The organism is Thermostichus sp. MS-CIW-30 (genome assembly GCF_054058015.1).
Genome location: NZ_JBSRZW010000009.1, coordinates 24,170 through 46,842 on the forward strand (window position 1 = coordinate 24,170; position 22,673 = coordinate 46,842).

Here is a 22,673-nt window from a genome sequence, read left to right on the forward strand (position 1 = left end):
TCGAGCTGGGAGGTTGTGATGGAGCTACAGATCCCCACCAGTGTCAGCAGCAACAGTCAGCAGCCCTATCCAGATCCCGATCGGATCCCTCGGCGACCCCCCGAGCAGTTGCGGGATCGGCTGATCGTCTCCGGCCTGCGCTACTACGGTTATACCGGTTTTGATGAGGCGGAACGGGCTTTGGGGCAATGGTTTGAGGTGGATTTCGAGTTGTGGGCGGATCTGCGCCCGGCTGCTCTCAGCGGCCAACTGTGTGATAGCCTCGACTACCGTTCTGCAGTGGCCGGGATTGCGGAACTGGTGAAAAGCAATCAGTTTGTGCTGATCGAGAGCTTGGCGGAGGCGATTGCCGAAATGGTGCTGCGGGAGACAGGGGCCAGCAAAGCTAAGATCCGATTGACCAAGTGTCATCCCCCGATCCCGGAGCTGACGGGGCGGGTTACTGTGGAGATTGTTCGTCCCTAGAACTTCTCTTAACCCTTTCCTACCGACCCTGTGCTTGCTCTAGAACTTGCTTCTCGTACCTCTGAGGACTGGATCGAACAGGCTACCCGGCACATCGATCTGGTCTTGCTAGACCACGCCAATTGTGAGAAAAAAGCAGCGGGCAACGCCCTCAGCTTGCTGTTTCGCTACCCGGCTAATGGGCGTTTGGTGGAAACCCTCTCGCCGCTGGCGCGGGAGGAGCTGCAGCATTTTGAGCGGGTGCATCGCCACCTGCAACGGCTGGGGATCCCCATCAAGCCCTTGTCGGCTGCGCCCTATGCGGGTCGCCTGAACCAACACCTGCGCCGCTCCGAGCCAGAGCATCTGTTGGATACCCTGCTGGTGGCAGCCATCATCGAGGCCCGCAGCCACGAGCGCTTGGGCCTGCTCGGGATCCACGCGCCCGACCCAGAGTTGCGGCAGTTTTACCTGTGGCTGGCGGCTGCGGAGGAGCGCCATTGGCAGCTTTATTTGGATTTGGCGTTGGATCAGTTCCCTGCCGATCAGGTGCAGGAGCGGCTCGATACTCTACTCCAGGTGGAAGCCGAGATCTTATCCACCCTTCACCCCGAACCCCGTGTTCACAGCTAGCCCCACTCCGTTTCCCCCCGCGGTGCAGCTCCCATGTTTCAAGCGACGCGGCAGTGGTTGGCCTTCTGGTATACAACGGTTACGGCAGTGTTGCTGCTGTTGTTTGCCGGCAGCTTCTATTGGTACGTGCAGTCAACCCTGATCGAGCGGGTGGACGATACTCTTGGCCATGTGGTGGAAATTGTCGAGCGGTCTTTGGTGGTGGATGAGAGCCTCTTGGATCCGCAGCAGGCCCGCCGCAGCTTGGAGGCCAGCTTTCGGGATGATCCCAGCACCCTAGAGGACGATCACATCGACTTGGAGTGGTTCGGCCCTCAGGGAACGCTCATCTGGTCCACGGTGCCCGGTGGGATCCCTGCCCCCCTGTTGACCGAGGGATCCCTGCACACCGCCCGCATCGCCCCTGGGTATTGGCTGCGTCAGTTCACCGAGCCGATCGTGGCCGGTGGGAAGTTGCTGGGTTACCTGCGGGTCAGCCATCCTTGGTTTGAGGTGAGCAAGCCAACGCGACAGTTGATCCGGGATCTTTCCCTCTGGGTGGTGGCCGGCTTGACGAGTGTGGGGGCCATTGGCTGGATGCTCTCCGGCCTGGCCATGCAGCCCATCCGGCAGTCTTATCAGCAGCTCAAGCAATTTACCGCCGACGCCTCCCACGAGCTGCGCAGCCCCTTGGCCAGCATTCAAACCGCGGTACAGGTGGCTTTGGCGGATTCCCAATTGGATGCCGACACCCGGCAGCGCTGGCAGATGGTGGAGCGGTTGTGTTTACGGCTGGGTCGCCTGGTGGATGACCTGCTGTTTCTGGCCCGCCACGACAGCGGTATGGTGCCTTTCCAACCCCGTTGCTGTGCGCTGGATGCTCTGCTGCTGCAGGTGGTGGAAGAGCTGCAGGGCCTGGCCAACCAAAAGCAGATCCGCTTGCAGCTGGAGATTGCTGCCCCTGAGAGCGGGACGGAACCTTCTCCCGCCCAGGTGGATCCCTTTGGCTTTTGGGGAGATGAAGATCAATTGGCCCGCCTGTTTACCAACTTGATCGAAAATGCCCTTCTCCACACTCCCCCCCAAGGAGAGGTGCAGGTGAGGCTGGAGCAGCGGCTGCGCTCCGGATCCCCAGAGCTGGTGGTGCGGGTACAAGATACCGGGCCAGGGATCCCGCCTCAGGCTCTGCCCCATGTGTTCGATCGCTTTTATCGAGCAGATCCGGCTCGCAGCGGGGATCCCGGTCGCCTCTCGGGGTCAGGTTTGGGGCTGGCGATCGTCAAAAGCATTGCCCAACAGCATCAAGGTCAGGTGCAGGTGGAGAGTAAGCTGGGCCAGGGATCCAGCTTTGAAGTTATTTTGCCGCAGCGACAGTTGGAAATCTGTACCCCAGAGAGGGTCTGAAAGTGCTCTGGAAAACAGACAGCCCTCGGTCAATATGCTAGCTTTAAGCCAAGATTGACTGAGTCTTTATTCAGAACTGTATTAAGAACCGTATTGGCCCAGTTGAACTGGATTTTTGGGTACTAGAGATCTTTCCTTTCCAGATTTAAGAACTTCTCTTTTTCCCGGATAAAACAGCAGAGATGGGATCAGCTCCCAGGCTCTTGCCCTTCTCAGCCGGCTGCTGAGCTGTTGATTGGGTGATGAGTGAGTGCAGTCCGCCCGCGCAGCCCCACAATTTCCCATTGAATCCTGTGCCAGGAAAACGTTATGTATCGCTTCCAGGTTCGTGCCATCACCCAGCCGGGCGAGCGAATTGCCTTGGTGGGATCCAGCGCAAAATTGGGCTCCTGGGATCCCTGCCATTGTATTTGGCTGCAGACGGATCCCGCTCATTATCCGCTGTGGTGGGTAGAGTTGCCGTTGAGCCCAGCAGACGGCGCGCCCGGCCCGCTGTTACCCTACAGTGGATGTTTAAAAGAAACTCCTCGAGTGGAGTACCGATATCTGCGCGTGCAAGCCGGTGGGCAAGTGATTTGGGAATCCGCCGATGTCAATCGCTGGGTGCCCCTTGAGCCGGAACCTTTGCCGGCAGTTTTAATTGTTGAGGATGGAGAGTTTGGCCGGATCCCTGCCTATCCTTACGGCTATTTTGCCGATCCCATTCCTGAGGTCGAACCGGAAAATCCGCAAGGGCTAAAAGTCGTCATTTTGGGCAGCTCCGTTGCCCTGGGGTGCAGCGCTTGGCTGTTGCGAGGTTGGGCTTGGCTGTTGCAGAAAGCTCTACAAGAGCGCTATGGCCATCAAGTGCGAAATCTCTCCCAATTGGGGGCCAATGTCAGCCGAACTCTGTTGCGGTTTGAGCAGGCGGTGATCCCTGAACGTCCTGATGTCGTTATTGTTGCCCTGTCCTTGGGAAATGAAGGCTTGGTATCGGCCTTGCCCCAGCATCGCCGCGCCCTGCAGAGACGGTTTGAAAACGGCCTGCGGCGGTTAATTCAGCGAATTCAAGACATTGGAGCCTTGCCAGTTCTGGGAGGGGTTTATCCCCATGCAAACTACGGCCCAGAACAGCATCTTCTTTTGCAAGAAACTCAGCAAAGAATGCTCAGCTGGGGATGCCCTGTGTTCAATTGGCTGCCTCATTTGGAAGATGGACAGGGCCGCTGGAAACCAGACCTTGCTTTTGACCCAGCTCACCCCAATTCCAAGGGTCATCAGGTCATGTTTGAGGCCATCGATCTCTCTCTTCTGGATCCCGGCCAAGTTAGTTCAGCTCGTAGAAAGCTTGCTCAACCCGTTGGAGAACGGGTCGTTTTTGCAGATGAGCATGGTTTTTGGGTGACTGCAGAAACAGGCAAAAACCAATTTCGCATCGTGAATATAACTCCCTACCCTTATACCATCACGCCCACTTGGCAACCTTTGCAAGCCGCTTTCCAAAAAGCAGGTCTACAGCCGGGTCTGTATATTGGCAAAAGCGATGAAAGGCTAGGGGATGCTACCTTATATTCCCTTTCCGTACAAGAAGATGGTTCGGTGCAAACCACCCTCTCCATTCCTGCGGATGCCGATCTTGTCTTCTCCCCAGTAGCCCAGTTCTTTTCCTCGGAATCAGTAGAAACGATCTTCGAGGATGGATCGTTGATCCTTCTCAAGCTCAGTGGATCCTCAGAAGGCTCTTCTAATCCCATGCCTCGCCTGTGCGTGATCAACCAGAGCAGTCACGAGTACAACATCCACCCCATGTGGAAGGAAGTGCGGGCCGCTCTCAAAGCCATGCCAGCGGGTGTTTATGAAGATCCGAGCCACCGCGAAGCTCTCTTCCGAACCCTGATGATCGGGGAAGGTGGCCTCGAAAGTCGGGTAAAGGCTGCTCCCGAATCGGTCATGCTGCTGGAATACACCTGCAAATTATCCGATATTCATCGTGTTGCCATTGTGCCGTTAGGGGATCGCTGCGCGGTGCGAATGCTGCTCTACAAGTTGGAATATGACGGGCCTGCCTTTCCTTTTGATTTGACACGCACCAGCAATTTGGCTGATGTGGCCGATATGATCCACAACGAGTTTCAGGGCATGTGGGATCCGCAATATTTACACTACAGCCCTGAAGATAGGCGAATTTACCACAGCAAGTGGACGGGCCTCTCTTTTGGCCATGAAGTGGAAGAGGGGGAAGATCCACTTCAGAATATGGATCCCATCCATGAGCGAATGCGAACTCGCTACACTGCTCGCGCCAAGCGTTTTATGTATGTTTTGGAAAAAGCCGATAAAGTCTTGTTTGTGCGCACAGGGGGTTGCCAGCGAGAGGCCGTTGTTGACTTAATGGATAAGCTGGCGGCTAAGCGCAGGGGCAAGCCTTTTCTGCTGCTGATTGTTTCTCCTCAGTCTTCTGATGAGTTTGCCGGGATCCCCAATGTTATCCATTATGAGATGGAGTTAAATCCCGACCGCATGTGTGCAGATCCTGAGCATTGGAAGTACTGCACAGGGGTAATGAGAGATATCCTCCATTCTTTGGGGGTCTCTACCCGAAATCTTTTCTGGTGCCCTCCACAACTGTAGCCGTTCCAAGGTTTCACTGCAATTCGAAAGAATGATCGCTGCTGCCCAAACGCTCCGCGCCGCTTCCGCGACCACCCCCAACTCTTCTCCCAAAGGGACTCTGAGGTGTTCAACTCCAGAAAGCTGATGATCGGACTCGAACCGACGACCTGCTCATTACGAGTGAGCTGCTCTACCAACTGAGCTACATCAGCAGGGCTTTGAAGTGAGGACTGGATAGGAGAATCCGCAGACCCACCGGTGGGCCTATCGATTCTAACTCATCCTTGCCTTGCTCGGGATCCCCAGCGCCACAGCCCCAAAGATAGCCCCAACGTCAGCCACGCCAGCCAATCCCCCGCGCGATTGTAGAAAGTTGTCTCAGAACGCCGCTTCACTTCTCCCGTAATCACCCCCCGCTGAAAGATGGGGCCAACCTGCTGGAGCCGACCTGAGGGATCCACCACCAGATTGCCGCCTGTGTTATTGACAAACACCACGCCCCGCCGATTTTCCACAGCCCGGAAAACCGAGAGCTGGCCATGCAACATCGGCCAGTGGCTATTACCAAACCAGCTATCATCCGAAATCACGATCAAAGACTCGGCGCCGCGACGGGTTAAAGTTCGGCTGGGCGCAGGCAAGACGCTCTCCAAGCAGATCATCACCCCCAAAGGCCCGAAAAGCTCCCCTCCGTCCAGAGGCCGATAGCCATCGGGTGAAGGCACGTAGCGCCCCGACTCGAAATAGGGAAAGATCCACTGCTTGCCAAACCCATCCAGCAAGTTGCCCCGGGCGTCAAACAACAGGGCCGTGTTAAAAAATCGCTGCTCTGGCTCCGGCAAATGGGCTGTGCGGGGATCCGGCTCTGTTGCCCCCGTAATCAAAGCGCCTTCCGGCGGCAGAATCGCTTGCATCGGCTCGATCACGTAGGGTTCCAGGCCAGTATTCAGCAGCCGTGCCCGCAGCGCCCCCTCCGGCCAAATCACCAACTGTGCCCCAGCAGCCACCCCCTGGGCAGAAAGCTGATGCAGCTCCCGGTAGCGCTCCAGGCGGTAGTTCCAACTGCGATCGGCTTCCAGCCAAGCCACCTGCTGCACTGCCCCCACCCGAAAGCCGGGATCCCTGTTTTCGACGGCCAAGGCATCGAAGTAAGCCAGGCGTGCGCTTCCATAAGCCAAGACCAGCCCCGTCAACCCCAGGCCGCAGGCGAGCGTACCCCAGAAATCCCTGTTCCTGAGCATCTCACCCAAAACGTTTCTCAGGGATCCCCCAGCCGCCTGCCACCGGCTAGAAATCTGCCTGGCCATCTGCCAAAGAACCCCATTGACGAACACGGCATAGAAGGTAACCCCCCAGATCCCCGTAACATCGGCTACTTGGATCCCGAGGGGCCAGTCGAACAACAGGGATCCCCAGTGGAAAGGGATGGGCCACCAGAGCAAGCCCAACAGCCCATCCAAGCCTGTCCAGACCGTGGCCAAGCCCAGCGGACGTGCCCAAACCGGCAGGGGGCGGCTCAGCTCCAAACTCAGGAGCGTAGCGGTGGTGAAAAAGAGGGGGATCAGGGGAGCCACCACCACGCCCCCCAGGATCTCCCAGGCGCTCAACACCTTAACCGAGAAGGGATCCACCCAGAAGGCATACAGGCAAACCCAAAACCAGAGGCCATAGGCCAAACGCCACCGCGCCCACCCTTGCCGTTGCTCGCACAGGCCAAACAGCAGGGCTAAGCCCAGCAGCGCTCCCGGAAACCAGTGCAGCCAGCGGTTGGGGGATCCCAGACAAAGCAGCGCAATGGCCAAACCCATCAGCCAGCGGGATCCCTCGCCTGGGTTTCTCTTTTGGGGCAGATCCTGCCGTTGAGTTGAAGATTTCAGTTCCAGCTTCATCACCTCAATAAAATTCAGCCTATTCGGGAAACCCCACCTAATGCCCCAGGATCAACACGCCCTTGCCGGCAGGTCTTTTCCAGAGTAGCGCTCTCGCAGCAGCCGGGAATATCTCCTGGAGCATGACTCTAGTCAATAATAAGCTCAACTATACTGAAAATAATGTATAATATGTTCAGTACGGATTACTACCAGTTGATCTTTCTGTTTACTTTCGAGTCTGCCAACATGGTAGCCAAAGCAAAGCAGAAAATTGGTAGTAAGACGACACGGAAACTGCGCTTTGGGTATTCTACTCAAAGCTTTGCGGGATACCGCCATTCTGTTTGGAAACAAACAGAATGCTATCGCTGCATAGTTGAACAGTGATGTTCAGCAGTGTTCAGCGTAAATGTATCAGCACAGAACTCCTACTGCTTGAATCTAAAGCTGTGTTAACATTTTGCATAACTTCAGGGGGCTGGCGCCTTCCGGCTTAGGTTGGGGATCCCGTCAGCGGTGCGCGGCACTATGGGCAAGGTTTTGGTTTTGAATGCCTCCTACGAGCCGCTCAACATCACCAGTTGGCGCAGGGCAGTCGTTCTTTTGCTTAAGGGCAAGGCCGAGCAAATCGAGCACAATGGCCGAGTGGTGTACGGCAACATTCCCCTGCCCACTGTCATTCGTCTGCGCCACTATGTCCACGTTCCCCACAAGGAGATCCCACTTACGCGCCGCAACGTCCTCTACCGGGATGGGCATCGTTGTCAGTACTGCGGCTGCTTCGGCGAAGATCTCACCCTGGATCACGTGATCCCTCGGTCTCGTGGCGGCGGGGATACTTGGGAAAATGTGGTCAGTGCCTGTGTGCGTTGCAACGTGAAAAAAGGGAACCGCACCCCCCGCGAAGCCGGTATGCCCCTGCTGCGCCAACCCCGCCGTCCCCACAGCACTCTTTATTTTGAAATCTCCAAAGCCGTCGGCAGTGGTTCCCATCGAGAATGGTCTAAGTACACCATCGGCCTAGAAGGGGATCCCCAGGAGGAATTGTTGGACAGCCCAAGCTAGACGGGCCGCCTAGGGATGGACTTCCGATACAGGGGCAGCTTTGGAAATGGGGGGAGAAGTGGTGGCTGGGATCCCGGTCTCGATCCACCGGTGAATCAGGGCATTGACCTCTTCGGGGCGCTCATCGTGGGGGCAGTGGCCAGCCTCCAGGAAGTATTCCACTGCTTGAGGGTAGTGGGCCCGGTACAGCTTAGAGCGTTCCCGAGCCCGCATCCAGGGATCCCGTTCTCCCCAGATCAACAACAGCGGGCGCACCAAGCTGCACAGCAGCTCATCTACATACCGTCCCTTCTGCCCACCTCGCATCAAGGCCACAAACACATCGGCAGCCCCCGGATCCTGGGTGGGGCGATGGATGGCCTCGACCAGCTGATCGGTCACGGCTGCCGGGTCGTAGTAAACCTGCTTCAGCTTGGCTCGGATCACGTGCGGCTGCCGCAAATACTGAAACAGCAGGTAAGACACCAGGCGCTGGCGCAGGCCCCAGCCCACCAATCCGCCTATCCATTGCCGCCATCCGGTCGGGGATCCCTTGAGGGTGGAAAACCCACCTGCCCCATTCAAGAGCACCACGCCCCGCACCCACTCCGGCCACTCCGCCGCAAAACTGAGCACCACATAGCCGCCCAGGGAGTTGCCGATCCCCACCACAGGCCGACGGATTACCTGTTGGCAAAAGTCCCGCAGCTGATCCCGCCAGATTTCGGCGCGGTAGTCCCAGTTGGGCTTGGCGGAGCGACCGAAACCCAGCAAATCGATGGCGTACACCTGGTAGTGTTGAGCCAATTCGGGAATGTTCTTGCGCCAGTGGTCGGTGGAGGCTCCAAAGCCGTGCACCAGAAGCAGAGGCTGCCCCTGCTCACCCTGTTTGACGTAATGAACTGACTGCCCCCGCCAGATCCACTGCGCCGAAATGGGAGTGGCCGATGCCGATGTCGAAGCCATAGGAGTTGCTTGTAAGCCTTTCTTAATTCTAGGTTCTTTGCAGCTACTCCGGGGGGAAGCCCACCCTCTACGGGCAACGTAAGAGCAGTGGGCCTGTTAGACATAACCTCTGCTTTTTAGGCTTTGTATCACCAGGTCAATACATTCGGAGATGCTTTGCTCGGCAGTTTTGCACACCACCTCCGGCTGTTCCGGCGGCTCGTAGGGATCGTCAATACCGGTAAAGTGCTGGATTAAGCCTGCCCGCGCCTTTCGATAGAGGCCCTTCACATCCCGGCGTTCGCACACCTCCAGGGGGGCATCCACAAAGACTTCGATAAAGCTGCCAATATACTGCCGTACCTCCTGCCGTGCTGCCCGATAGGGGGAAATGGCCGACACCAGCACAATCACCCCGTGCCGAGTCAGCATCTCCGCCACAAAGCCGATGCGGCGAATGTTCTCCTCCCGATCCACTTTGCTGAAGCCGAGCCCTTTGGTGAGATGTTGCCGCACCACATCTCCGTCGAGCACCTCCACCGGCAGCCCCCAAGCGCGCAACTGCTGGGCCACGCCGCAGCTTAGGGTGGTTTTGCCCGCCCCGCTCAATCCCGTAAACCAGACCGTTACCCCCCGCCGCGACATCTGTCTGTTTGCTTCTGTCTGTTTGCTGTGGATCCCTGAATCTTTGGCCCCGCCAGAATATCATCTCCAAAAGCAGGGTGGTACACTCGAAACACGGCTTGCGCCAGCCCCAAAGCGCTCCGCGCTGCCAACACGACAGCAATCTTTTACCGGCCATGTCTCCTCTAACTTCGCCTCTTGCCAGTGCCACTTCGGGATCCCCGACAACTGCCGAGCTGTTTGCCGAGCATGTGATGTCCACCTACGGGCGCTATCCTTTAACCCTGGTGCGCGGGCAGGGGTGTCGAGTTTGGGATGAGCAGGGGCGGGAGTACCTGGATTTTGTGGCCGGCATTGCCACCTGTACCCTGGGGCATGCCCACCCGCTGTGGATTCAGGCGCTCACCGAGCAGGCGCAACAGTTGCATCATGTTTCCAACCTTTACTACAACCAGCCGCAGGCACAACTGGCTCAATGGCTGACCCAGCACTCCTGTGCCGACAAGGTGTTTTTCTGCAACTCAGGGGCGGAAGCCAATGAGGGAGCCATTAAGCTGGCTCGCAAGTATGCCCACACGGTGCGCGGGATCCAAGATCCGATGATCCTCACCGCCCATGCCAGCTTCCATGGCCGCACCCTGGCCACCATTACCGCCACCGGCCAGCCGAAATACCAGAAAGACTTTGCCCCTCTGGTGCCCGGCTTTGATTACGTTCCCTACAACGACATCGAGGGCACAGCAGCGGTGTTGGAGCGCTGGGGTGAGCGGGTGTGTGCCGTGCTGTTGGAGCCGTTGCAGGGGGAAGGGGGGGTTGTGCCGGGGGATCCCGCCTATTTTCAATGGTTGCGCCGGATCTGCAGCGAGCGGGGCATTCTGCTGATTTTGGATGAGGTGCAGGTGGGCATGGGCCGTACTGGCATGCTGTGGGGCCACTGTAACCTGGGGGTGGAGCCGGATGTGTTCACCTTGGCCAAGGGCCTGGCCGGTGGGATCCCCATCGGGGCCTTGTTGGCGAAAGACTTTTGCGCCGTGTTTCAGCCGGGGGATCACGCCAGCACCTTTGGGGGCAACCCCTTGGCTTGTGCGGTGGGCCTGGCGGTTTGCCGCACGCTAATGTCGGAGAGTTTGGTTTGGAATGCCCAGCAGACAGGGGTGTATCTGCGTCAGGGGCTGTCCCGCTTGGCGGAGCAGTTTCCGCAGCTCGTTGAGCAAGTGCGGGGCTGGGGCCTGATTCAGGGCTTGGTGGTGCGCATCCCGGCGGCTGAAGTGGTCAAGGCAGCCATGGACTGCGGGCTGTTGTTGGTGCCGGCAGGATCCCAGGTGGTGCGCTTTGTGCCCCCCTTGATCGTCACCCCGGCAGAAATTGACGCGGCTCTAGCGATGTTGGCATCGGCTTTGCAAAGGTTGGCCGCCTCCCTTGGCCATTCCGGGGCAGCCTAGCCTCGCCAGACTTGCCGCAGAAATGCCTGCAACTGCTGTCGGGCAGGGAGCTCGTGGGGAGCGGGATCCCTTGCCTGTTCCAGAAGGGGCAATACCTCCTCCGCATAGGCCGGAACAAAGCCGGCAGCAGGCCAGAGCAAATCCGAGGTGGCCCGCAGGTTGAAGACTTGGGATCCCTGCCTGAGCAGGAGAGGCCGCACCCAGAGCAGCGGCGGGGTGTCAGAGCCTGCCTCAAGACTGTGGCGAGAAACCTGAATCAGCTCCACATAGAGGGTGGCCTGCGACCCTGGCAGGGCGAGAATGGGACGGGGTGAGGGGGGAGCGCTGCCCACTTCCGCCGAGGCGGGCAAAGGGCGCCCCAGCAGACGCAGGCCCTCAACAGAGTCACACTGGGCGGGCAAACAAGGCAACAGGGTCATGCAATCGTTAACTGAAGACGATATGGACTGTACTGATCCTAATCGATGGCCTCCTTACTTTTCTTTGGCAGGCGGGTTGGCCGGGGATCCCGTCTTTGCGGGCATTTCGTGAACCCGATTTTGTGGCATGGTGCTAGGTAGCTTTCTGATCAAACTTGGACGGATCCCGCCATGATGCACACTTTTGTCCCGCCCCACCGCTTTTTCCCCTACCTGACCTGGACGGAGATCCAGGCCATGCCCGACAAAGAGAACGTGGTGATCATTCAGCCGGTTGCCTCAATCGAGCAACATGGGCCCCACCTGCCCCTGGTGGTGGATGCCTGCATCGGCACGGCGATCATTGGGCGTGCCATGGAGAAGCTGGAGCCTGAGATCCCGGCCTATGTTTTGCCCACCCAATGTTACGGCAAAGCCAACGAGCATTGGCATTTCCCCGGCACCATTACCCTCTCGGCTCAAACCCTGATGGCGGTGCTGACAGAAGTGGCAGAGAGCATCTACCGAGCTGGGTTTCGCAAGCTGGTGTTCCTCAATTCCCACGGTGGCCAGCCACAGGTCCTGGAGATTGTTGCCCGCGATCTGCACCAGAAGTATGAAGATTTCATGCTGTTTCCGGTGTCGGTCTGGCGCGTTCCCCACGAAGGACGAGAGCTGTTTACCGAGAAAGAACGGGAATTGGGCATTCACGCCGGCGATGGGGAGACCAGTATGCTGATGCACCTTTTGCCGGACACGGTGCGAACCGACCGATTGGTCTGCGAATATCCCCACGATCTGCCGGAAAACAGCCTGCTCAGCATGGAAGGGCGGATCCCTTTCGCTTGGGCAGCTCGCGATCTCACCCAGAGCGGAGTTTTGGGCGATGCCACCGCCGCCACGCCGGAGAAAGGCAAAGTTTTGGTGGAGTCCATGTCTGACGGCTGGGTGCGGCTGATCCGAGATCTGCACCGGTTCCAGCAGCCCAAGGCTTGGCGCAAAGCCCCGCTGCTGGTCTAGGGATCCAGGCAAAAGACCTACGGCCTGCTTTGTGAAAGGCTTTCGCCAGAACTGGCCGACCAAGATACGACCTGCTGACGCGATCAGGGCAGCTTTTTGCTGGGCTGCTGCAAACTCTATCTGCCCAATGGGAAAGGGTGATACCTTGGCCCCAGAACACACCCGTTCTGGTGGAAATGGGGTGGATTTGGGCAAAGTTCACCTGGCCACTGCCCATGAGGGTATGGATATCTTCATCGCTAACGGTCAGGAGCATGACTCTAGTCAATAATAAGCTCAACTATACTGAAAATAATGTATAATATGTTCAGTACGGATTACTACCAGTTGATCTTTCTGTTTACTTTCGAGTCTGCCAACATGGTAGCCAAAGCAAAGCAGAAAATTGGTAGTAAGACGACACGGAAACTGCGCTTTGGGTATTCTACTCAAAGCTTTGCGGGATACCGCCATTCTGTTTGGACTCCGTCCCGCTGACGCGAATGGAAACAAACAGAATGCTATCGCTGCATAGTTGAACAGTGATGTTCAGCAATGTTCAGCGTAAATGTATCAGCTGCAGTCGAAGCGGCAGTACCCGGAAAGCCGAAGGGGAAGCTGGCCCAGTTGCTGCGTTGCAGGCAAAAGGGTTCGCGGCGGTATCGCCGACTGGTTCGTCATCTTTCCTGTCGGGCCCAAGCTGTTCGCCTCTGGCGGCGGGGAGCGCTTGAAAGAATCCTCGCCCTCTGGGTCAAGACTCAATTAACCAACGGCTCCAGCCCCCGCAAACACGCTGCCAATGCGGCGCATTGCCTCTTCCACGTTGGCGCGGCTGTTGAAAGCGGACAGGCGCAGATAGCCCTCTCCGGCGCTGCCGAAGCCAGAGCCAGGGGTACCCACCACATGGCAGGTGTGCAGCAGCTTGTCAAAAAACTCCCAACTGCTCAGCCCATCGGGTGTTTTCACCCAGACGTAGGGGGCATTCACGCCGCCATAGACTTGGATCCCCACTTCGGCCAACTGCTGGCGAATGATGCGGGCATTTTCCAGGTAAAACTGCACCAGACCTTGCACCTGCGCTTGCCCCGCTTCGGAATAGACCGCCTCCGCCCCCCGCTGCACAATGTAGGACACCCCGTTGAACTTGGTGGATTGACGGCGATACCACAAGCTCCACAGATCCACCCAGGATCCATCGGCAGCTTGCCCCCGCAAAGACTTGGGCACCACCGTAAAGGCACAGCGGGTGCCGGTAAACCCAGCGGTTTTGGAAAAGGAGCGGAACTCGATGGCACATTCCCGCGCCCCTGGAATCTCGTAAATGGAGTGGGGGATCCCGGGGTCGGTGATATAGGCTTCGTAGGCGGCATCGAACAGGATCAGGGAGCCGTGGGCACGGGCATAGTCCACCCAGTTTTGCAGATGCTCCCGTGTGGCCACTGCGCCTGTGGGGTTATTGGGGAAGCAGAGGTAGATCACATCCACCTTTTGGCTGGGCAGGCTGGCGGTGAAGTGATTTTCGGCAGTGATGGGCAGATAGACCAGGCCCTCGTATTCGCCGCGTTCGTTGGCCGGCCCCGTATGGCCCGCCATCACGTTGGTGTCCACATAAACCGGATAGACAGGATCCGTGATGGCGATGGTGTTGTCGTGGCCGAGGATATCCAGGATGTTGCCGCAATCGCACTTGGAGCCATCGGAGACGAAGATCTCGGAAGCGTCGATATCGCAGTTGCGGGCCTGGAAGTCGTGCCGGGCAATGGCCTGGCGCAGCCACTCGTAGCCCTGCTCTGGCCCATAGCCGCGAAAGGTGGCCCGTTCCCCCATTTCCTCCACCGCCCGGATCATGGCCGTTCGACAGGCTTCCGGCAGCGGCTCGGTGACATCGCCAATGCCCATTTTGATAATTTGAGCTTCGGGATGGGCGGTGGCAAAAGCCTGCACCCGCCGGGCGATCTCGGGAAAGAGATAGCCGGTCTTGAGCTTGAGGAAGTGGTCGTTGATCCTGGCCATGGAGGTTTGCCGAAGAGGAGGTCATCGGCTTTTCAGTGTAGCTGTTCGCGCTAGCGGGACGGAGTCCTTAGCCGGTTCCGGGCCAGAACTGATACATTTACGCTGAACACTGCTGACCATTACTGCTCAACGGTGAAGCGATAGCATTCTGTCCGTTTCCAAACAGAACGGCGGTATCCCGCAAAGCTCTGAGCATAACACCCAGAGCGCCTTGCCAATCTCGTGGTAGCCTATGGTTGCACTTTGGGCATCTAAACACCTTTGCGCCACCCAACTTAGTGTGGATGTGCCCGCACTTGGTACAGGTTTTGCTGGTGTACGCTTCCGATACTTCCACAACAACCACGTTTTTCTTTTTGGCTTGAAACTTCAGGAACTGCTGGAACCGATAGTGCGCCCAGGTGAGCATCGCCCTTGCCGTCTTGCTACCAAACTTCCTCCCCGCCTTGGCAACCATCTTGGCTGACTCGAAAGTGGGGAGGAATATCAATCGGTAGTTATCCGTCAGGAACGCCGCTACCTTGCGATGGCACTCGTCCACCAAGTTCCTGATTCTCTCCCGCAGACGAAACGCCGCTTGCCGCATTCGCCTACGCTTGGGTCTCGGTGCTTTACTCAGCCTGGACTGCAGATCGTCTAGGTGGTAGCACAGCCGAACGATCCTACCAAAGTCCCCCTTGGCGATATCTACAAAGCCCGCCCCATCAAACCCTGTAAGGAAGCTTCTTACTCCAGGATCAAGTGCGATCACCCCCTTTGCTAACGAACACTGCTCGTTCACGGGCTCAGGAAAGATGGCATACCATCTGTCTTTCACCCGCATTAGCTCAGTTCCACGTGCCCATTCTCTGGGCATCTCCTCGGATGCACGGAACGCCAAACCTCGGGTGAGTTTCGGATACCACGTCCCATTGCGAAAGTTGCCGGCGTTGAATTGCAGCGTATGCGACCTGTCCCGCACACTGCGAAACCTCGCGTCTTTGCTTCGGCGAAACGCCAACCACGCCTCGACGACCGCGTTCTGCTTGATGTGGCAGGGGGCGTCCTTCACCCACCCGGGCAGGTCGGAGCGCAGGATGATGTCCCGCAGCTTTCTGGCCGTTTTTGGGGCACCATGCTGACGCTGATAGGCAATCGCTTGGTTGTAGCAGTACCGGCACGCCGCCTGCCACCGCTTCCAAACTTTAGCCAGCGCTGGCTCCGGATAAATCCGTATCTTTCTCGATTGCAGCCCGATATTTTCTGAGTCCGTAGAGCCGACTGCTGAAGCAGTGCAGGATGGTGAGGATATCCTCAACCAGTTCCTGCTGGGGAGAAAGGTGATCGTCATCGAGAACCAAGATTTCGCACCCGTATTGACGGCAGTACCATTCAACGAACTCAAATCCAAACCGGCAGAGTCGATCCCTGTGAGCGACCACAATTGTTCCGATATCTCCTGTACGAACTCGCTCCAATAAGGCAAGGAACTTTGGTCTTTTGAAGTCGAGACCGCCGCCAATCTCTCCGACCACTTCGGCTCCAGGATAGAGGTTAACCAGTCTTGCAATCTGTCTCTCCAAGTCTGGTTTCTGCCCTCGACTGCTGACTCGGGCGTACAAAACGACTTGTTTGGCCTTTCTGGGCGCTTTGTTCGCGTCAGCGGGCCGGAGGCCAATGTAGCTGTCGAGGTCATACCTTCTCGCCCTACCGGATGGTGTACGTATTGCCTTGATCCAGCCTTTCTGTTCCCATCGCCTCAAAGTGTGGAGACACACCCCAAAATAATCCGCCGCTTCTCTCGGTTTTACATACCTAGCCATACCAAGCAGCCATACTGAACATGCTATACATTATTTTCAGTATAGTCCAGCGTATCATTGACTAGAGTCATGCTCTTCTACGTCGCGGTTCCCCTGCCCATAGCAACAACCCCGGCGGAGGCGGGACGGAGTAGGATGCTACCTTGGCAAAGATCCTTTGGAGAGCAGGGATGAAGCAGCAGAGGGGAATGGCTCGGCACGAGAGGTGGGCGGTGGGCCTGTTGGCGATCTGGGTTTGGCTGAGCTGGGGGATGGGGGCCTGGTCTGCTCCCCTTTGTCGGGATCCCCTCTTGCTGCGGCAGATCTTGGCAGCTCTGGGCCGTCCGGAGGTGAAGGTAGAGGAGGTGGCCCTTTTTGATTCGGATCAGTGTCTTGTCCAACTGGTGTTGGATCGCCAGGGGTTGAGCGGCTCCTTGCCGCCCGAAATAGGCCAATTTCGCCGGTTGCGAGCCTTGTCCCTCAGCCACAACCAACTTTCCGGCCCCCTGCCGCCCGAGCTGGGGCAACTCAGCCAGTTGGAAAACCTGTTTCTCGACTACAACGAATTCTCCGGCTCCATCCCATCCGAGCTGGGGCAGCTGCGCAACCTGCGCGGCCTGTTTTTGGATCACAACCAGCTCTCTGGGCCTATTCCCCCCCAGCTGGGGCAACTGCGCCACCTGGAAAACCTCATCCTGCAAAACAACCGCCTCAGCGGCACCCTTCCCGGCCAACTGGGCCAGATGAGCTCCCTCAAGGGCCTGTTTTTGGATCGCAATCAGCTCTCTGGGCCTATTCCCCCCCAACTGGGGCAACTGCGCCACCTGGAAAACCTCTACCTGTCGGACAATCGCCTCAGCGGATCCCTGCCCCCCGAGCTGGCTCAGCTGAATCAGTTACGGGATCTGCGCCTGGCACGTAACCAATTCACGGGAGAACTGCCGACCTTTTTGGCAGAACTGCCCCGACTGGAGCGGCTGCACATCGAGGGAAACCCCGGCCTCTGCTTGCCGGCCGCCCTGTCGGAGTGGTTTGCCGGCCTAAACCCGGCGGATCCCCTGCCGGCTCCCATCTGCTCATGGACTCCGTCCCGCTAACGCGACCGGTAGCCTACTGGGACTCCGTCCCGCTCAAGTGCTCCGCACCGCGACCGCGAACGGCGCAAGTGTGGGATCCCAGCTTGTCCCGGGTGGAGGGGGAGAGCCGTAGCGACGACCAGGCCACTCCTGCTCGGTGGGCCACCACCACTCCAATCGCCTCTAGATAGGAGGTTACCGATACATGAGGGATCCCCAACTGGCGGGGGTGCACCTGCATCACGGTGGTGTTTTCCTCGACGGCAATGAAAAGCGGAGGACGGGCAAGGACTCCGTCCGTTCGCGTCAGCGGCGGAGCATTGTGGTGGGGTTGCGACAGCGTTGCGGAGCCATAACGGCTGGCCAGGTGCAGCAAGCCAGGCCCCCCAAAGGCAGTGGCCGGGGCAATGACGCTGTCCACCTGCTCTGCTGTCAGGTCGCCCGGTTGGGCGGGATCCCCGCTCTTGACGAACTGGGGAGCGTAGCTGAGGCCCACCAAAACCGAAGGCAAGAAGGTAAACCCCACCTCTTCAGCAGCAGCGCGGGGGTGAACCGGCTTGGGGAAAGTCTCAGGGTAGAAAGCGGGGGCATGGGCACAAGGGATCCGCAACTCCCGCACCACCAGGTGGCTGATCAGGGCTTCGACGCCGGCCAAGGGATCCACCCCCATTCCTTGCTCGTATTGGCTGAAGTCCAAGTCATCCGGAAAGCGGGCCACCACAGCAATGGCCTCTGCCCCCAGGCGAACCAGCTCCTGGGCAGTCTCCAAGAGAGCATCAGGCTGGGCCAGGGATCCCTGGCTGGCTCCTGAGGGGGAGAAGCCGACGGAAACGCCCAAGGGTTGGCGGGTCAAGCGCCAGGGGCCAATGTTGAGCCCCAAGGTGGCCTGAGCAGCCTGCATCACCTGCAGGTGGCGTTGTTGCAGATCGGGGGGGATCCCGGCATCCAGCACCACCCCAACACAGTTTTGGCGCACTGGCCGCAAATTCCACACCCCCGCACAGAACTGATCCAGGCCGTACCCTTCCACGTACAACACGTTCCCCATCGGCCAAAACAAACTGGCTCCGTTTAACACGTTGGGATGGGTAATGACCCGCTCTGCGGCTGCTGCCAGGGTGCGGGCAACAGGCAGGGCATCCCCGGCAAAACCACCGATGCGGGCACCAATGCCGGTGGGGATGAGCAGGAGGCTGGTGTAGGGATGGCTCATGCTGCTATGTCTACAGCACTCTATGCTGCTACACGCGAACGGGAACCGCACCGCTAACGCCGGACGGACAGGATCTGCTGGGCTAGGGCCTCGGCCCGCCGCACACAATCTCCCAAGGCCACGCCATCCAGGTAGTTGGCACACACCCACACCCCTGGGGTTTGGTCGGCCAGGCTGGCCTGCAATTGGGCAATCCGCTGCCGGTGGCCAAGCGTATATTGCGGGATAGCCTGGGGCCACAGGCGCTCTCCCAGGCGGATGGGTTCGACAGGGCGGGTGAGCAGGATCTGGCTGAGTTCTGCATGCACAATTTGGGCCCGCTCGTCAGGGGAGAGCGCCGTAATGGGCGGGATCCCTTTCTGACAGGCAAAAGCCGCGTCGGTGGCCCCCCCAATGAAGCTGACCAGGCAGTGATAGCCCTGAGGAGCCCGCTCTGGGAAGAGGGAGGAGGCCCAGATGGTGCCCAGGGTGCGCAGGCCCTGAGAGCGAGGGATCAGATGGCCAAACCCTCGCAGCGGTTGGGGGAGGGCTTCTTCTGGATAGGCCAAAGCCACCACCGCCACAGGCGGGTAGGGGATTTCCCTCAGCAGCCGGCTGGCCTGGGGGTTGAGATCCTGCAGGAGGGTGGCAGCAGCGTAGGCAGGGAGGGTGAGCACCACCTGTTGAGCCGCCACCCAGTGGATTTCTTCTGGGGCCGTGTGCTCTGCACCGCTGTCGTGTATGACGAAGCCCACCCGGTAGCCCGTCTCATCCCGCTTGAGATGCACAGCCCGCCAGCCCAGCCGCAGCGCACTGCCCAGTTTCTGGGCAATCGCCTCAGGTAGCTGCTGCAACCCCTGCCGCAGGTTACCCAGTTGGCCCCGCTTGGGAGGAGGCTGGATGGGGGAGTTGGCGCTGTCCTGGTGACGGGTTCGCGGGAGCGTCGCGTAGCGATAACGGCTGCGCAAAGCCTGCACAGCACCGGCAAAGAGGCTGCCGTAGCGTTCTTCCAAGCCGGCAATGCGGGGGAAGGCTGCCAAGGCGCTGAGCTGATCCGGATCCCCGGCATACACCCCTGAGGTGAAAGGTTCGACCAGCCGTTCCACCACCTCGGATCCCAGTTGCCGCTGGAAGAATTGCCGCACCGTTTCCTCTTTGCCCGGCGGTGGCGCGACAAACCCCAACAACCCACGTAAGGCCCGCAACTTGCCGCCCACGCTCAACAGCCGCGAGCCAATTGCCGCAGAAGGGCTCAGGGGCACCGGCAGCAGCGCTTTCTCCCAGTAAACGTAGCGGGGCAACTGGGCATCGGCCAGCACCAGGTGCTCCGCCAAGCCCACCTCGGCAATGAGGTTAAGCAGGGCGGGGACGGGGGTAAAGCTGTTGGGGCCCTCTTCCCAGCGATAGCTGTCTTTGGATTGGGTGGAGATACAGCCCCCCACGCGGGAGCTGGCCTCGGCCAGGAGCAGCGGCTGGGTGGATTCATCCTTGGGGGATAAGCCCTGTTGTAATCGCAAGGCCAACGTTAGGCCACTGATGCCCGCCCCCACCACCACCACCTCAGCCTGCAAGGACTGCGTCCTACCAAAGTGCTCAACAGAAGAGTTCATCTTTTGGGTTCCAACGGGGTTTTCAATCCTCAAGAGTCAAACAATTATGCTCTGAGCCGCTCCCCGTCCCACCAGCGCGTTCGCGTCAGCGGTGCGGAGCATTTTGGATCTATAGCAGCTAGCGCAGCACCCGAAATAGGCTGGGGATCCCGGCCACCTGGGGCAGTTGTTGGATCTCGGCCAGCGCCTGTCGGCAGTCGGCCTCCCGGACGGTGTGGGTGAGAATCACAATCTCCGCCTGCTCTTGGTGACATTCCTTTTGGGTAATGCTCTCCAGGCTAACCCGGTGGCGACCGAAGCAGGTGCCAATCGCCCCCATTACCCCCGGCTGATCCTGGGCCAATACCCGCACGTAAAACTCCGACTCCAATTCCGAGAGAGGGATCAAAGAGGCGGCAGCGGGGAAGCAGGAGAATCCCCACAGCGGATTGGGGGCATCAGCCCCCGTTTGCCGGTGGGCAATCAGGGTCAGCAGATCGCCAACAACGGCACTGGCAGTCGGCCCCCGCCCCGCCCCCGGCCCCGACAGCACCACCTGACCCAAGGGATCCCCCTGCACCAAAACGGCATTGTCCACGCCGTTGATGTTGGCCAAGGGGTGGGTAGAGGGCAGAAGGGTGGGGTGAACTCGGATGTCCAAGGCCATCGTGTTGCTCCGCAACGCTGTCGCGACCGCCCCTTCCCCGTCATCCAAGGGCTCCGCCCCGCTAGCGCGAACAGGATGGGCCCTTGCTGCTCCGCAATGCTGACGCAACTGGGCGATGGCCAAGAGCTTGAAGGTGTAGCCCCACTCGCGGGCATAGCGAATGTCGGTGGGGCTGATGCCGCGGATCCCTTCGCAGGGGATGGCTGCCCGCTTCACAGACACCCCGAAAGCAAGGCTGGCCAAAATGGCGATCTTGTCGGCGGCATCCCACCCTTCCACATCGGCGCTGGGATCCGCTTCGGCGTAGCCGTGGGCCTGGGCCAGGGCCAGGGCTTCCTCAAATGAGCTGGCCGCCTGGGTCATCTGGCTGAGGATGAAGTTGGTGGTGCCGTTCACAATGCCCCAGACCGCCTGGATGTGGCTGGCCTGCAGGGACTGTTGCAAGGGCTGCAGAATCGGGATCCCGCCCCCGACTGCCGCTTCCAAGAGCACCGAGACTTTGGCTTGGGCTGCCGCCTGAAAGATCTCCTCCCCGTGGCGGGCGATCACCGCTTTGTTGGCTGTGATCACCGGTTTGCCGTGGTCAAGGGCTTTTAAGATCAAGGTGCGGGCCGGCTCCAAGCCCCCCATCAGCTCGATGACCACGTCGATTTCCGGATCCGACACGATTTGCTCCAGATTGGTGGTCAGGCGCTCAGGCGGGATCCGCACTTGCCGTGGCTTGTCCAAAGAGCGCACCCCCACCGCCGCAATCTCAACCGACTGCAAGAGAGGATGCCGGGGTTGCTGCAGAATTTGCACAACACCCGTGCCAACCGTGCCCAGCCCCAATAGCCCAACTCGTTCGCGGTAGCGGCGCATAGCGCTTTAGACCACAACTCTTCCTTTTGCCTGCTGTTCCCGTTAGCGGGACGGAGTCCTTTGCCCTGTGAGGGCTCCGCCTCGCCAATGCAAACAGGAAGCGGACGGGATCCCCTCACCATTATCACGCTTGGATCCACGCTCTGCTAACGCGACCATGATCCGCATGCAGAGCACTTTGTTCGCGCTAGCGGGACGGCGTCCTTAGTTGGGATCTATCACCTGTCGGCCAGGGGATCCCGCAGGGCACGGACAAAGTGATAAGGGGGCAAAGGGGCGCTCCAATCCAGTTGCCAATGGGGGTGCTGAGCCAGCCAGGTTTGGGTGAGCTGAAGGGCGGCTTCCCACTCGGCAGGAGTGAGCAAAAAGTAGAGCCGCAAGGCCTCTCCCGGTTGGGGATCCCCCCTTTGCACAGGCCAGGTGGAAGGCCAAAGCTGCTGTAGGGCTTGCTGCTCCTGCTCTTGCTGCTCTTGGGCTTGTCGTTGCTGGAGATAAGCTTGCTTGCGGGCCAACAGATAGGCCGTCCCGCTCAGGGAGGACTGTGGCTCCGGTTGGGGCTGAGGTTGAACCCTTCCTTTGAGACAGTACTCGGCCCGCCCCCCAATGGCTGCGAGGGCTTGTTCGTATTCCGCTTGCCGGGACAGCAGATGGGATCCCAGCCTTTCTGCTGAGAGGAAGCAGGTGCCGAAGCGCAGGGGCAGCACCGGCATCTGGGCGAACAGCCGGCAGATCACCTGGTCGTGGCGCAGGGCAGAGCGCACCAACACCTCATCCGAGACTTGCAGCGACTCTGGATCCGGCATCGGCTCCACAGCAGCGGCAATTCGGCTGCCTGCCGGGGAGAACACCTGCACCGACCGATGGATCCCCTCGGTTTGCCGGATGAAGGGCAAAAGTTCTGGCGCTGGCTGCGGGAAGAAGGCGTAGGTGTAAAGGGGGCTGTTGATACTCTGCTCATCCCCGTCAGCAGCACGGAGCACTTGGGGTTCTGGCTGAGCTGGGAAGGTCATGGTCTCGGATTTAAGACGAGTAGGTAAGACGGGTAGGCTCGCCTTCCCAGTCTACGCAACCTAGGATTGGGATCTTTGAAACCTACAGGGTTCCACCTATAGAGTTCCA

Annotated in this window: 20 protein-coding genes and 1 tRNA gene; 9 read left to right on the forward strand and 12 right to left on the reverse strand. The window is 59.0% G+C overall.

Annotated features, from left to right (window positions below):
• Positions 1–18: 18 nt before the first annotated feature.
• From folB to ACVWXW_RS05680, 4 genes are all read left to right on the forward strand, one after another.
• Positions 19–465, forward strand: a complete 447-nt coding sequence (folB, locus tag ACVWXW_RS05665) for a dihydroneopterin aldolase (protein ID WP_457395776.1) — start codon at positions 19–21, stop codon at positions 463–465.
• 30 nt (positions 466–495) lie between these two features.
• A complete protein-coding gene (gene miaE, locus ACVWXW_RS05670) occupies positions 496–1,077 on the forward strand; it encodes a tRNA isopentenyl-2-thiomethyl-A-37 hydroxylase MiaE (protein ID WP_457403131.1) in 582 nt (193 codons plus the stop codon).
• A gap of 33 nt (positions 1,078–1,110) precedes the next feature.
• The gene (locus tag ACVWXW_RS05675; RefSeq protein ID WP_457403132.1) at positions 1,111–2,460 is read left to right on the forward strand and encodes a sensor histidine kinase; all 1,350 of its coding nucleotides are present in this window, start codon (positions 1,111–1,113) and stop codon (positions 2,458–2,460) included.
• A gap of 309 nt (positions 2,461–2,769) precedes the next feature.
• Entirely contained in the window at positions 2,770–5,070 is a 2,301-nt protein-coding gene (locus tag ACVWXW_RS05680; protein WP_457403133.1) for a DUF1796 family putative cysteine peptidase, read from the forward strand.
• Between the two features lie 121 nt (positions 5,071–5,191).
• Here the strand turns inward: ACVWXW_RS05680 and ACVWXW_RS05685 are convergent.
• Both ACVWXW_RS05685 and ACVWXW_RS05690 read right to left on the reverse strand, forming a co-directional pair.
• Positions 5,192–5,264, reverse strand: a tRNA-Thr gene (locus ACVWXW_RS05685).
• 66 nt (positions 5,265–5,330) lie between these two features.
• Positions 5,331–6,941: a nitrilase-related carbon-nitrogen hydrolase gene (locus ACVWXW_RS05690; RefSeq protein WP_457403134.1), complete on the reverse strand. Its 1,611-nt coding sequence runs from the start codon at positions 6,939–6,941 to the stop codon at positions 5,331–5,333.
• A 510-nt stretch (positions 6,942–7,451) separates the two neighbouring features.
• Here ACVWXW_RS05690 and ACVWXW_RS05695 point away from each other — a divergent pair.
• A complete protein-coding gene (locus tag ACVWXW_RS05695; protein WP_011433030.1) occupies positions 7,452–7,988 on the forward strand; it encodes an HNH endonuclease in 537 nt (178 codons plus the stop codon).
• Between the two features lie 9 nt (positions 7,989–7,997).
• On the opposite strand, the gene ACVWXW_RS05700 is transcribed toward ACVWXW_RS05695, so the two are convergent.
• Both ACVWXW_RS05700 and cysC read right to left on the reverse strand, forming a co-directional pair.
• Entirely contained in the window at positions 7,998–8,933 is a 936-nt protein-coding gene (locus ACVWXW_RS05700) for an alpha/beta fold hydrolase (protein WP_011433031.1), read from the reverse strand.
• A gap of 96 nt (positions 8,934–9,029) precedes the next feature.
• On the reverse strand, positions 9,030–9,557 hold the full coding sequence (cysC, locus tag ACVWXW_RS05705; RefSeq protein WP_414390606.1) for an adenylyl-sulfate kinase: 528 nt from the start codon (positions 9,555–9,557) through the stop codon (positions 9,030–9,032).
• 155 nt (positions 9,558–9,712) lie between these two features.
• On the opposite strand from cysC, the gene ACVWXW_RS05710 reads away from it, so the two are divergent.
• Complete coding sequence (locus ACVWXW_RS05710) at positions 9,713–10,978, forward strand: aspartate aminotransferase family protein (protein ID WP_414382746.1); 1,266 nt, start codon at positions 9,713–9,715, stop codon at positions 10,976–10,978.
• Here the strand turns inward: ACVWXW_RS05710 and ACVWXW_RS05715 are convergent.
• Positions 10,975–11,397, reverse strand: coding sequence for a hypothetical protein (locus ACVWXW_RS05715; RefSeq protein ID WP_457403136.1), 423 nt, complete (start codon positions 11,395–11,397; stop codon positions 10,975–10,977). The genes ACVWXW_RS05710 and ACVWXW_RS05715 overlap by 4 nt on opposite strands.
• Positions 11,398–11,571: 174 nt before the next feature.
• Here ACVWXW_RS05715 and ACVWXW_RS05720 point away from each other — a divergent pair, with 174 nt between their 5' ends.
• Together ACVWXW_RS05720 and ACVWXW_RS05725 are read left to right on the forward strand one after the other, a co-directional pair.
• Positions 11,572–12,396: a creatininase family protein gene (locus ACVWXW_RS05720; RefSeq protein WP_457403185.1), complete on the forward strand. Its 825-nt coding sequence runs from the start codon at positions 11,572–11,574 to the stop codon at positions 12,394–12,396.
• 127 nt (positions 12,397–12,523) lie between these two features.
• Positions 12,524–12,667 carry a hypothetical protein gene (locus ACVWXW_RS05725; protein ID WP_457403137.1) on the forward strand — a complete coding sequence of 48 codons (144 nt, stop codon included), beginning with the start codon at positions 12,524–12,526 and terminating at the stop codon, positions 12,665–12,667.
• Between the two features lie 470 nt (positions 12,668–13,137).
• Here ACVWXW_RS05725 and ACVWXW_RS05730 read toward each other — a convergent pair whose 3' ends face one another.
• The 3 genes from ACVWXW_RS05730 to ACVWXW_RS05740 form a co-directional block, all read right to left on the reverse strand.
• On the reverse strand, positions 13,138–14,388 hold the full coding sequence (locus ACVWXW_RS05730) for an LL-diaminopimelate aminotransferase (RefSeq protein WP_457403138.1): 1,251 nt from the start codon (positions 14,386–14,388) through the stop codon (positions 13,138–13,140).
• Between the two features lie 97 nt (positions 14,389–14,485).
• Positions 14,486–15,685, reverse strand: a complete 1,200-nt coding sequence (locus ACVWXW_RS05735) for an RNA-guided endonuclease InsQ/TnpB family protein (RefSeq protein WP_457403186.1) — start codon at positions 15,683–15,685, stop codon at positions 14,486–14,488.
• Complete coding sequence (locus ACVWXW_RS05740) at positions 15,573–16,190, reverse strand: IS607 family transposase (RefSeq protein ID WP_457403139.1); 618 nt, start codon at positions 16,188–16,190, stop codon at positions 15,573–15,575. Before ACVWXW_RS05740 ends, ACVWXW_RS05735 begins: the two co-directional genes overlap by 113 nt.
• A 170-nt stretch (positions 16,191–16,360) precedes the next feature.
• On the opposite strand from ACVWXW_RS05740, the gene ACVWXW_RS05745 reads away from it, so the two are divergent.
• Positions 16,361–17,266, forward strand: coding sequence for a leucine-rich repeat domain-containing protein (locus ACVWXW_RS05745; protein WP_457403140.1), 906 nt, complete (start codon positions 16,361–16,363; stop codon positions 17,264–17,266).
• Between the two features lie 13 nt (positions 17,267–17,279).
• Here ACVWXW_RS05745 and ACVWXW_RS05750 read toward each other — a convergent pair whose 3' ends face one another.
• The 4 genes from ACVWXW_RS05750 to ACVWXW_RS05765 form a co-directional block, all read right to left on the reverse strand.
• The gene (locus ACVWXW_RS05750) at positions 17,280–18,458 is read right to left on the reverse strand and encodes a DUF3326 domain-containing protein (protein WP_457403141.1); all 1,179 of its coding nucleotides are present in this window, start codon (positions 18,456–18,458) and stop codon (positions 17,280–17,282) included.
• A 53-nt stretch (positions 18,459–18,511) separates the two neighbouring features.
• On the reverse strand, positions 18,512–20,047 hold the full coding sequence (gene hemG / locus ACVWXW_RS05755) for a protoporphyrinogen oxidase (RefSeq protein ID WP_457403143.1): 1,536 nt from the start codon (positions 20,045–20,047) through the stop codon (positions 18,512–18,514).
• 118 nt (positions 20,048–20,165) lie between these two features.
• Positions 20,166–21,554 carry a homoserine dehydrogenase gene (locus ACVWXW_RS05760; RefSeq protein WP_457403144.1) on the reverse strand — a complete coding sequence of 463 codons (1,389 nt, stop codon included), beginning with the start codon at positions 21,552–21,554 and terminating at the stop codon, positions 20,166–20,168.
• 218 nt (positions 21,555–21,772) lie between these two features.
• Positions 21,773–22,564: a GvpL/GvpF family gas vesicle protein gene (locus ACVWXW_RS05765; protein WP_457403145.1), complete on the reverse strand. Its 792-nt coding sequence runs from the start codon at positions 22,562–22,564 to the stop codon at positions 21,773–21,775.
• Between the last annotated feature and the right edge of the window lie 109 nt (positions 22,565–22,673).

Excerpts from the sequence above, each read along its gene's own strand:
- ACVWXW_RS05680 (WP_457403133.1), top strand. The coding sequence starts at position 2,770 with ATGTATCGCTTCCAGGTTCGTGCCATCACCCAGCCGGGCGAGCGAATT.
- ACVWXW_RS05710 (WP_414382746.1), top strand. The coding sequence starts at position 9,713 with ATGTCTCCTCTAACTTCGCCTCTTGCCAGTGCCACTTCGGGATCCCCG.
- ACVWXW_RS05715 (WP_457403136.1), bottom strand. The coding sequence starts at position 11,397 with ATGACCCTGTTGCCTTGTTTGCCCGCCCAGTGTGACTCTGTTGAGGGC.
- ACVWXW_RS05745 (WP_457403140.1), top strand. The coding sequence starts at position 16,361 with ATGAAGCAGCAGAGGGGAATGGCTCGGCACGAGAGGTGGGCGGTGGGC.
- hemG (WP_457403143.1), bottom strand. The coding sequence starts at position 20,047 with ATGAACTCTTCTGTTGAGCACTTTGGTAGGACGCAGTCCTTGCAGGCT.
- ACVWXW_RS05765 (WP_457403145.1), bottom strand. The coding sequence starts at position 22,564 with ATGACCTTCCCAGCTCAGCCAGAACCCCAAGTGCTCCGTGCTGCTGAC.
- ACVWXW_RS05725 (WP_457403137.1), top strand. The coding sequence starts at position 12,524 with ATGGGAAAGGGTGATACCTTGGCCCCAGAACACACCCGTTCTGGTGGA.
- ACVWXW_RS05730 (WP_457403138.1), bottom strand. The coding sequence starts at position 14,388 with ATGGCCAGGATCAACGACCACTTCCTCAAGCTCAAGACCGGCTATCTC.
- ACVWXW_RS05675 (WP_457403132.1), top strand. The coding sequence starts at position 1,111 with ATGTTTCAAGCGACGCGGCAGTGGTTGGCCTTCTGGTATACAACGGTT.
- ACVWXW_RS05750 (WP_457403141.1), bottom strand. The coding sequence starts at position 18,458 with ATGAGCCATCCCTACACCAGCCTCCTGCTCATCCCCACCGGCATTGGT.
- ACVWXW_RS05760 (WP_457403144.1), bottom strand. The coding sequence starts at position 21,554 with ATGCGCCGCTACCGCGAACGAGTTGGGCTATTGGGGCTGGGCACGGTT.
- ACVWXW_RS05695 (WP_011433030.1), top strand. The coding sequence starts at position 7,452 with ATGGGCAAGGTTTTGGTTTTGAATGCCTCCTACGAGCCGCTCAACATC.
- ACVWXW_RS05700 (WP_011433031.1), bottom strand. The coding sequence starts at position 8,933 with ATGGCTTCGACATCGGCATCGGCCACTCCCATTTCGGCGCAGTGGATC.
- ACVWXW_RS05720 (WP_457403185.1), top strand. The coding sequence starts at position 11,572 with ATGCACACTTTTGTCCCGCCCCACCGCTTTTTCCCCTACCTGACCTGG.
- cysC (WP_414390606.1), bottom strand. The coding sequence starts at position 9,557 with ATGTCGCGGCGGGGGGTAACGGTCTGGTTTACGGGATTGAGCGGGGCG.
- folB (WP_457395776.1), top strand. The coding sequence starts at position 19 with ATGGAGCTACAGATCCCCACCAGTGTCAGCAGCAACAGTCAGCAGCCC.
- ACVWXW_RS05690 (WP_457403134.1), bottom strand. The coding sequence starts at position 6,941 with ATGAAGCTGGAACTGAAATCTTCAACTCAACGGCAGGATCTGCCCCAA.
- ACVWXW_RS05740 (WP_457403139.1), bottom strand. The coding sequence starts at position 16,190 with ATGGCTAGGTATGTAAAACCGAGAGAAGCGGCGGATTATTTTGGGGTG.